Origin of the sequence: Streptomyces sp. NRRL F-5123 (assembly GCF_000721495.1) — a bacterium.
Taxonomy (GTDB): Bacteria; Actinomycetota; Actinomycetes; order Streptomycetales; family Streptomycetaceae; genus Actinacidiphila.
In genome coordinates, this window is the sequence record NZ_JOHY01000105.1 from 1 (window position 1) to 9720 (window position 9720).

A 9720-nucleotide genomic window follows, 5' to 3' on the forward strand; every position below is an offset into this window, starting at 1 on the left:
GGGTGATCGTCCCCTTCCCCCGCCGTCTCGCCGGCGGCTGCCCGCCGGTGGGGGCGGGGGTGGGTGGGCTGATCGTCCCCCTCCCGACGTCGCGCCGGCGGCTGCCCCGCCAGTGGGGGCGGGGGTGGGTGGGGTGATCGTCCCCCTCCCGACGTCGCGCCGGCGGCTGCCCCGCCGGTGGGGTGGTGTCCCAGGGACTGCGGTTCGCCCCCGATGGCGGGTCACCCCCGCAGGGAGGCCGTTAGCCGACGTCCCACCTGCACGGGTGGTGGGGGTGGGAAACCCCCGCGCCGTCAGGCGCGGGCACCCCGGTGGCGGGTTCGCCCCCGACGGCGCTGCACCCCCCGCAGGTAGGCGGAGAGCCGACGTCCAAGTCGCAGGGAAGCACCCCCCGCCGCCACGCGCGGGCACCCCCGCTGCGGGGCAGCAGCAGGTCCGTCGCGTCCTACGCGGAGTCGTTCGCCGACCGAGGGGAGGCCCGGACGCGGGGCCGCCCGGCGGGGCAGGGATCCGCCCGGGCACGGCAAGGTGCGGCCCGGCGCCCGAGCCGCAAGCTCCTGTTCACCTGCAGGTGGGAACATGCGCGCGTGAAACGCGAAGAATCAGGTCCCACCACCGCCCCCGGCGGGGAGGGCGCTCCCGGCGAGGCGGGGCTCGGACGGCGGTTGGGGGTGGGGGACGCAGTTGTCGTCGGGCTCGGAGCCATGATCGGCGCCGGCGTCTTCAGCGCGTTCGCCCCCGCAGCCGCCGCGGCCGGGAGCGGCCTGCTCGGCGCCCTCGCGATCGCGGCGGTCGTCGCGTACTGCAACGCCACCTCCTCCGCGCGGCTCGCCGCGCGGCATCCGGAGTCGGGCGGGACGTACGTGTACGGGCGGGAGCGGCTCGGGCCGTTCTGGGGCTACCTCGCCGGGTGGAGCTTCGTCGCGGGCAAGACGGCGTCGTGCGCGGCGATGGCGCTGACGGTCGGGCACTACGCGTGGCCGGGCCAGGCGCGGGCCACCGCCGTGGGGGCGGTCGTCGCGCTCACGGTCGTCAACTGCCTGGGCGTCCGCAAAGCGGCCTGGCTGACCCGGCTGATCGTGGCGGTCACGCTCGGCGTGCTCGCCGCGTGCGTCGTCGTGGGGCTGAGCGGCGGGCACGCCGACGCCGGGCGCCTGGCCTGGGACGCGGGCGGCGCGACCGCCACGCCCCGCGGCCTGCTCCAGGCCGCGGGCCTGCTCTTCTTCGCCTTCGCGGGATACGCCCGCATCGCCACGCTCGGCGAGGAGGTCCGCGACCCGGCCCGTACGATCCCGCGGGCGATCCCGCTCGCACTCACGCTCACGCTCGTCGTCTACGCGGCCGTCGCGGTGACGCTGCTCGCCGTCCTGGGGCCGCAGACCCTCGCGCGGTCCACGGCCCCGCTCGCCGACGCGGTACGGGCGGCGGGCGCGCCCGGCCTCGTACCGGTCGCCCGCGCGGGAGCGGCGGTCGCCGCGCTCGGCTCGCTGCTCGCGCTGCTGCTCGGGGTGTCCCGGACGACGCTGGCCATGGCGCGCGACCGCCATCTGCCGCCCGCACTCGCCCAGTTGAGCCGCGAGAACGCACCGCTGCGCGCGGAGATCGCCGTCGGCGCCCTCGCCACGCTCCTCACCGCGACGACCGACCTGCGCGGCGTCATCGGCTTCTCGTCCTTCGGCGTCCTGCTGTACTACGCGATCGCCAACGCGAGCGCCCTGCGCCTTGCCCCCGAAGAGCGCCGCCCGCCCCTCGCCGTACCCGTCGTCGGGCTCGCGGGCTGCGCGGCCCTCGCGTCCAGCATGCCGGCGTCGTCCGTCGTCGCGGGTCTCGCCGTCACCGCGGCGGGCGCGACCCTCTACGGCGTACGCGCGCGCCGGACCTGACGGCCCCGCGCGCGGCGGGGGTGAACGCGGTGCCCCCCTCCGGCACCGCTTCCCCCCGCGCCCACCGCACGCGGGCCGCCCTCGGGCACACCCGGTCAGGGACCTGCCACCTATCTGACGTGACGGCACCCCCATTCCGTTACACCCCCGCGCCCGCCTCCCCCCGCGCGGCAGGATCGGGCCATGACGCCCACACCCCCCTCCAGGCGACGCGCCTGGCTCACCGCCACCGCCCTCCTCGGCGTCGCCGTCTTCGCGCTGCTGCTCTGGCAAGGGCCGTGGTGGCTCGACGGCGGCCACCTGCGGCGGCACGACCTGCAACCGGCCGACGGCGCCGTCGTCACCGGCTTCCGTACGACGCTGGTAGCCGTCGGAGCGGGCGTGGTGGCCGTGTTCGGGCTCTACTACACGCACAAGGGCCACCAGCACACCCAGGCCCTCTTCCGGCTGACCGTGGAGGAGCAGGTGACCGGCCGCTACCTGGAGGCGGTCAAGCTGCTCGGCTCGGACAGCACGCACCAGCGCATCGGCGGCGTCTTCGGGCTGGAACGCATCATGCGGGACAGCGCCCGCGACCACGCCACCGTGATGGAGGTCCTCGCGGCCTTCATACGCGGCCGGTCCCTGGCCGACGACACCGACCGCCCGCACCTGCCGCGCCGCGCACCCGAGGACGTGCAGGCCGCCCTCACCGTCCTCGGCCGCCGCCCGGCCCACCCGGACGAGCCGCGCATCGACCTGCGCCACACCCGGCTGGCCTTCGCCCGCCTCCAGGAAGCGAGGCTGCGCCGCGCGGACCTCGAAGCGGCGGACCTCAGGGGCGCCGACCTCATCCGCGCGGACCTCACGCGGGCGGACCTCGAACACGCGGACCTTCGCGGGGCGAACCTCACCGGGGCCGACCTCGCCGGGACGAAGCTGGTCGGCGCCGACCTCAGCGGTACGTACGGCCTCACCGCCGCCCAACTCCTCACCGCCCGCCTCTACCCGGACACCGTCCTGCCCCCGGAACTCGCCGCCGACCCCACCATCCGCGCAGCCCGCCTCCCCGCCTGACCCGGCGGCGGTGCCCGCGCCCGGCGGCGCAGGTGTCTCCGACCCCCAGCACCCGTGCGAGTAGGACGTCGGCCGACGGCCCCTCCGAGGGTGCACCGCCGTCGGGGCCGAACCGCAGTCCCTCGTACATCACCCCCACCGGCAGGCAGCCGCCAACGCCACGCAGGGGCAGGGGCACGATCACCCCACCCACCCCCACCCCCACCGGCAGGCAGCCGCCAACGAAACGCAGGAGGGGGACGATCCGGGGGTGCCCCCGCAGGAATGCGCTTCCAGTCCCTTCACGGCTACGGATGACGGCGAACGCGCATTCCGAGGAGGTACCCCCGGAGTGGCCCCCGACCCACCCACCGCGCACACGCGCGATGCCCCGCCGGGCAACAACAGGGGCTGCGTGGGGGCACCCCCAGGCGAAGCCCTGGGGGAGAACTGCGCGAACAACCCCCACCAAGGGAAGGTCGCGCGGGACACCGCAACAGGCACCCCGCGGCGAAAGGCCCAGCCGAGTTGACGGCGCCAATACCTAACCGCTAACTATTGGGCCGGGCCCAAAACGAGGGGAGGCCCATGCAAGACGTGCTGCTCGCGATGCTCGTCAAGGAGCCGTCCCACGGGTACGACCTGCGTCAGCAACTCGCGGCGGCGCTCGGCCCCCTGGGCGAATCGCTCAACGCCGGCCAGGTCTACGTCACCCTCACCCGGCTCGAAAAAGCGGGGCTCGTCGTCCAGGAGCGCGAGGACGAGCCGGTGCGCGGCCCGCGGCGCAAGGTGTACGCCCTGACGGCGGCGGGCCAGGAGCGAGCCGCGGCGTGGATGGCCGAGAGTGCCGGGCCCCGCGCGGACGTGGCGGACTTCCACCTGAAGCTCGTGGCCGCCGCCGCGTCAGGCCTGGCGGATCCGCTCGCCCTCGTGGACGCGCGGCGGCGCGAGCTCATCCGCGGGCTCGCGGAGACCCAGCGCGCGGCGCTCGCGCCGGGCACGGAAACGCGGGCCGCCCTCCTCCTGGAGGGCATCGCACTGCGGCTGCAGGCCGACCTGCGCTGGCTGGAGGCGTGCGAGCGGACGTGGTCCGCCCGGCGGGCGAGAGGCGAGGGGAACGCATGAGCAGACACGACGGCCCGAACACGTACGGCGGCCCCGGCCCCGCAGCCCCCCGCGAGAGCGTCCTGCGCGCCGTCGCGCTCACCCGTACGTACGGCCAGGACGACACCCTCGTGTGGGCCGTCGACGGCGTCGACCTCGACGTACCCGAAGGGCAGACGCTCGCCGTCACCGGCCCCAGCGGCTGCGGCAAGTCCACGCTGCTGCAACTGCTGGGCGGGCTGGACCGGCCCACGGAGGGCGAGGTGTGGCTCGGGGGGCGGCGCGTGGACGGGCTCGGGGAGCGGGCGCTGGCGCGGTTGCGGCGGCGGTCGGTGGGGTTCGTGTTCCAGGCTTACCACCTGATGGACGAGCTGACGGCCGCGGAGAACGTCGAGCTGCCCGCGCTGCTCGCCGGGAGCCCGGCCCGCAGGGCGCGTGCCCGGGCGGCGGGGCTGCTGGAGCGGGTCGGGCTCGCGGGCCGGGCCCGGGCGCTGCCCGCGGAGCTGTCCGGCGGGCAGCGCCAGCGCGTGGCGATAGCCCGCGCGCTGGTCAACGAGCCGCTGGTGGTGCTCGCGGACGAGCCGACCGGCAATCTCGACAGCGCGGCGACAGCCGATGTCCTGCGCCTGTTCGGGGAGTTGCGGGCCGCGGGCCAGACGCTGGTCGTGGTCACCCACGACGAGCGCGTGGCGGCTACGGCGGACCGCGTCGTCTCGCTGCGCGACGGGGCGGTGGCCGACGACCTCCTCCTCACCCCCGCGGACACCCCGGGCCTGCCCGGCCTGCTGGACTGGGAGGCCTGACGTGCACCCCCGAAACGCCCACCCCCGACCCACCGCCCCGACCCCCACAAGACCCGGCGCCCACCCCCGACCCACCACCCCCACAACACCCCGCGCGCGCCGGTCGCCCGCCGCCGCCGCATGGCGCGGCGGCCTTCCCCGCCGGGAGGCCTGACGTGGGGCGCCTCCTCCTCGTCGGGCGGCTCGTCCTGCGGGACGTGCGACGGCGGCCCGCCGAGGGTCTCGTGTTCCTGGTCGCCGTCACCGTCGCCGCCGCCGCGCTCACGCTCGGGCTGGCCACGCGGGGGGCCGTCGAGAACGGGTACGCGAAGACGCGCGCCGCGACCGCCGGGCCGGACGTCATCGCGGTCACGACGGCGGCGGACCCCGCGCCCGTCACCCGGGCGATCGCGCGCACACCGGGTGTGGCCGCGCAGTCCGCACCGGTGTTCGCGTTCGACGCGACGGTACGGGCCCGCGGGCTGGACGCGCACTCCTCCGTCGAGGGGCGGGGCGCGGGGCCGGACGTCGTGGACCGGCCGCTCGTCACGTCGGGGGTGTGGGTGCGGCCCGGCGGGGCGGTGGTGGAGCGCGGGTTCGCGAAGGCGCTGGGCATCGGTGTCGGCGACAACCTCGCGATCGGATCGCGGAGTTACGCCGTCGTGGGGCTCGCCGTGAGCGCGGCCACCTCCGTCTATCCGTGGAGCGACTGGGCGCAGGGGCCGGGGCCCTCGGACTTCGGCGGGCGGGTCTGGCTGACGTCGGCGGACGCCCGCGCGGCGGCGGGCGGCGCGCCCGGCGTCTATGTCATCAACGTCCGGCTGGACGACCCCGGCGCGACGAAGCGCTGGCAGGACACCGCCTTCAGCCGCGACGACCGGGGCGCGGCATGGGTCAACACCCACACCTGGCGGAACGTGCTGGGCACGGACACCGCGATGATCGAGTTCACCCAGCCGACGCTGGTGGTCGGCGGCTGGCTGCTCGCGACGGCCGCCATGGTGACCCTCGCGGGGCTCGCGGCCGCCCGCGCGGGACGCGACAACCGGCGGGCGGCGCTGCTCAAGGCGGTCGGCGCGGGGCCGGGCACGGTCACGGCGGTGCTCCTGGCCCAGTACCTGCTGCTGACGCTGCTGGCCACCGGGCTGGGCCTGGCCGCGGGGACGCTGGCGGCGCCCCGGCTCGTCGACCCCAGCGCGGGACTGCTCGACACGGTCGGCGCGCCGACCACCGGCACCGTCTTCGCCGCGGCCTTCCTCGCCGTCGTGGTCGCGGTGGCGGGCGTGCTCGGGCCCGCGCTGCGGGCGGCCCGCGCGACGACCGTACGGGGCCTGGCCGGCCCCGCGCTCACGCCGACCCGGCATCCGCACCTGAACGCCCTGACCGCGCGGCTACCGACACCGCTGCTGCTCGGGGTGCGGCTGGTGGCGCGGCGACCGGGGCGGGCGGCGCTGACCGCGGTGGGGACGGCCGCGACGACCGTGATGATCACCGCGGTGCTCACCTTCCGCGCGGAGTCGAGGACGGCCCCGGACTTCCGGCGCTTCGGTCCCATCGAGGTGCGGGGCGACCAGACGGGCCGGGTGCTGCTCGCGGTGACGCTCGTGCTCGTCGCGCTGTCGGCGCTCAACACCGTGCTGCTGGGCTGGAGTTGCGCGGTGCAGGCCCGGCACTCGCTCGCGGTCGCGCGCACCCTCGGCGCCGCCCCGGGCCAGGTCGTCTCCGCACTGTGCGTGGCCCAACTCCTGCCCGCCGTCCCCGCGGTGGCGGCGGGCGTGCCCACCGGCCTCGTCCTGTACTGGCTGTTCGGCTCACAGGTCACCCCGCCGGGTACGTGGCTGCTGGGCGCAGCGGGGGCGGTCCTGCTGGCGGTCGCCGCCCTGACGGCACTGCCCGCCTGGTCCCACACCCGCGGCCCCGCCGGCCCCGCCCTCACCACCGACCCCGCCTGAAGCTGTTGCGGGCAGGCCGCAGCGGTACGTCGGCGGCTTCCCCGCCGCGGGGGTACCCGCGCCTGGCGGCGCGGGGTGTTTCCCACCCCCACCACCCGTGCAGGTGGGAGCGACACCCTCTGCCCACCTGCGGGGTGCAACCGCCGCGGGGGCGAACCCGCCACGGGGGTGCCTTTGCGCCTTCGGCGCGGGTGCGGGTGGGACGTCGGCGCTCGGCGGCCGTACGGGCATGCGCTGCGCGCTTCGGCGCGGGCGCGGGAGCGGGTGGGACGTCGGCTTTGTGTCCACCTGCGGGGCGCATTCGCCACCGGGGGCGAACCGCAGTCCCCCGAAAACAGCACCCCCACCGGCAGGCAGCCGCCGACGAGACGCCGGGAGGGGGACGATCCGGGGGTGCCCCCGCAGGAATGCGCTTCCCAGCGCGGCACCAACTCCGGATGAGGGCGAACGCGCATTCCGAGGAGGTACCCCCGGAGTGGCACCCGACCCCACCCCCGCACGGTCAGCGCGATGCCCCGCCGGGCACACCAGGGGCGCGTGGGGGTACCTCCCAGGCGAAGCTCTGGGGGAGAACTGCGCGAGCAACCCCCACGCAGGGAAGATCGCGACGCCCACCGCAAGAGGCAGAACGGAGCGCCCCCACCGCCCCGTAAAGCTACGGCTGCCGCGGCGGCCAGGGCACGTCGGTCCGCACCGGAGCGGCGTAGTCCACACCGGGGACGTCCCATCCGTAAAGCCCGCGGAACTGCCCGTAGAACCACGCCGGCCCGGCCGCCCCAGCGGCAACCGCACCCGCCGGGTCGGCCCACAGCTCGCGCACGCGGGCCTGCACCGCGGGATCCAGCTCCCAGCCGTCGAGCCGGATGCGGTCCTGGTCGTCGAGGTTGAGCGTGGTCGAGTCCGTCAACTGCGCCCACAGGTCGACGGCCTGGTCCGCGGTGGTGCGCCAGCCGTCCGCGCCGAGGGTGTCGCGCAGCAGCGAGGTGTAGAGGGCGAGGGACGGGATCGCGGTGGAGGCCTGCGTGACGGCCGCGCCCGCGACGACCGTGAACGCCCGCCCGCGCCCGGCCAGCACCTCCGCCTGGAGCTTCCGCGCGGTTGCCTCCAGGTCCTCCTTCGCGGCGCCGATCGTGCCCTGCCGGTAGACCGGCGCGGTGATCTCGGAGCCGACGTAGGACAGGGCGACGGTGGTGAAGCCCTCACCGAGCAGGTTCTCGTCGGCGAGGGCCCGTACCCACAGCGCCCAGTCCTCGCCGCCCATCACCTTGACGGTCGCGGCCCGTTCGGCGTCCGTCGCCGCCGTCAGGTGGACGCTGCCGATCTGCGGGACGCCGTCCTCGAAGACGAGCGAGGGCGAGGTGTAGTCGCCGCCGAGCGGCTTGATCACCGAGTGGTGGACCTCGCCGGTGGCCGGGTCGGTGCGGCGCGGCGACGCGAGCGAGTAGACCAGGTGGTCGACGGGCCCGTACCGCTCGGTGAGCAGCTTCAGGACCTCCGCGCGGGTGCCGTCCGCGTACGCGTCGGCGTTGAGGAACGTCAGGTCGCCGCCGGACGCGCTGGCCAGTTCCGCCATCTCGGCGGTGCGGTACCACCCGGCGGTGGCCGTACGGCGCTCGGTGCCGCCGTTCTCGAACGCGACGCCGATGCCGCGCACCCCGTGCCGTCGCAGGCCCGCGAGCAGCACGGCCATCCCGTACCCGGCGCTCGACCCGAGCACCAGCACGACGGGCGCGCGCCCCTCGTGCGGCGCGGGCGGGATCGACTCCCACACCTGCCGCACGCTCGCGGCGCACCCGGCGGGGTGCGAGTTGACGATCAGATAACCGCGCTGCTTCGGCGTGATCTGCTGCGGGCCCATTGCGGTGTCCTCCGGAGGTCGCGGGCGGGTGGGGTGGCCGGCGCCGCCGGGCCGGGCGGTGGCCGGTGCCGCCCGGGGGCGGGCGGGATCCGTCTGCCGGTCCGGCCGGTGGGGCGGCCGGTGGCCCGGCCGGTGGGGCGCGCCGCCCTGCGGGCAGGGGTTGTTTGTCCGGTTTCTGCCATCGTAACCGGGGGCGTCAGCCCCTTCGGTGCGCCCAAGGCACGGAAGTGGGGTGGTGTCCTTGTCGGCGGCCGTGCTTGCGGCGGCCGTGTCGGGCGGGGTAGCCGCACGGGGGGCGTCGCTACGATGGCCGATCGTGTGTCCGCGCGGGGCGGACGCCGAAGGGTGGTGCGGGCGATGCGGGACGACATCGAGGACTTCGCGCGGGTGGCGGGGGTCCGGCCGGCGGTCGGCGAGGCGCTGCCCTGGGGCTCGGCCACGCAGTCGGTCGGCGTCGAACTCCCCGCCGACTACCGGGCGTTCGTGGACGCGTTCGGCCCCGGCGAGCTGTACGGGCGGCTCGCCGTGGGCACGCCGGGCCCGCTGCGGGACGGCTCCGACGGCACCGCCGCCCTGCGCGCGTACCTCGCGGACGCGACGACGCTGTGCGATGCGCTGCGCGGCTTGCGGCTGGAATATCCCGACGCCTTCCCGTACCCCTTCCACCCCGAGCCGGGCGGCCTGCTGCCGTGGGGCGGCGGCATCGGCGGCGAGCAGGTGTTCTGGCTGACGCGCGCGGGCGGTACGCCGGAGGAGTGGCCGGTGGTGGTGTGGGACAAGGCGCGGTGGCGGGAGTACCCGCCGGGGATGGTGACGCTGATGCGGTTGGCCGCGTCCGGTGCCGACGATTTTCTGCGGGGGCTGTTCTATGACGCGGACGCGGCCGTCTGGACGGCACGCGACTGAACCTCGCGGGGCGGCGGGACGCTCCGTTCTGCCTCTTGCGGTAGACGTCGCGATCTTCCCTGCGTGGGGGCTGGTCGCGCAGTTCTCCCCCAGAGCTTCGCCTGGGAGGTACCCCCACGCGCCCCTGGTGTTGCCCGGCGGGGCATCGCGCTTCTGCTTCGGTGGGTGGGGTCGGGGGCCACTCCGGGGGTACCTCCTCG

At 76.2% G+C, this 9720-nt stretch carries 7 protein-coding genes; 6 read left to right on the forward strand and 1 reads right to left on the reverse strand.

All coding sequences use genetic code 11. The features are described 5' to 3' along the window. Positions 1–587 precede the first annotated feature (587 nt). The 5 genes from IH54_RS0137815 to IH54_RS0137835 all read left to right on the forward strand — a co-directional run bounded on the left by IH54_RS0137815 (position 588) and on the right by IH54_RS0137835 (position 6756). Positions 588–1883: an APC family permease gene (locus IH54_RS0137815; protein WP_420711823.1), complete on the forward strand. Its 1296-nt coding sequence runs from the start codon at positions 588–590 to the stop codon at positions 1881–1883. Positions 1884–2066: 183 nt separating this feature from the next. Beyond that, complete coding sequence (locus tag IH54_RS40880) at positions 2067–2939, forward strand: pentapeptide repeat-containing protein (protein WP_052398332.1); 873 nt, start codon at positions 2067–2069, stop codon at positions 2937–2939. A gap of 567 nt (positions 2940–3506) precedes the next feature. Then, positions 3507–4043 (forward strand): PadR family transcriptional regulator, encoded by a 537-nt coding sequence (locus IH54_RS0137825; protein ID WP_031525874.1) that lies wholly within the window; start codon positions 3507–3509, stop codon positions 4041–4043. Then, positions 4040–4825 (forward strand): ABC transporter ATP-binding protein, encoded by a 786-nt coding sequence (locus IH54_RS0137830; RefSeq protein ID WP_031525877.1) that lies wholly within the window; start codon positions 4040–4042, stop codon positions 4823–4825. Before IH54_RS0137825 ends, IH54_RS0137830 begins: the two co-directional genes overlap by 4 nt. 155 nt (positions 4826–4980) lie before the next feature. Next, positions 4981–6756, forward strand: coding sequence for an FtsX-like permease family protein (locus IH54_RS0137835; RefSeq protein ID WP_031525879.1), 1776 nt, complete (start codon positions 4981–4983; stop codon positions 6754–6756). Between the two features lie 655 nt (positions 6757–7411). Here IH54_RS0137835 and IH54_RS0137840 read toward each other — a convergent pair. After that, positions 7412–8614, reverse strand: coding sequence for a hypothetical protein (locus IH54_RS0137840; protein WP_031525881.1), 1203 nt, complete (start codon positions 8612–8614; stop codon positions 7412–7414). Between the two features lie 357 nt (positions 8615–8971). On the opposite strand from IH54_RS0137840, the gene IH54_RS0137845 reads away from it, so the two are divergent. Next, entirely contained in the window at positions 8972–9520 is a 549-nt protein-coding gene (locus IH54_RS0137845; protein ID WP_031525884.1) for a hypothetical protein, read from the forward strand. Positions 9521–9720: the final 200 nt, after the last annotated feature.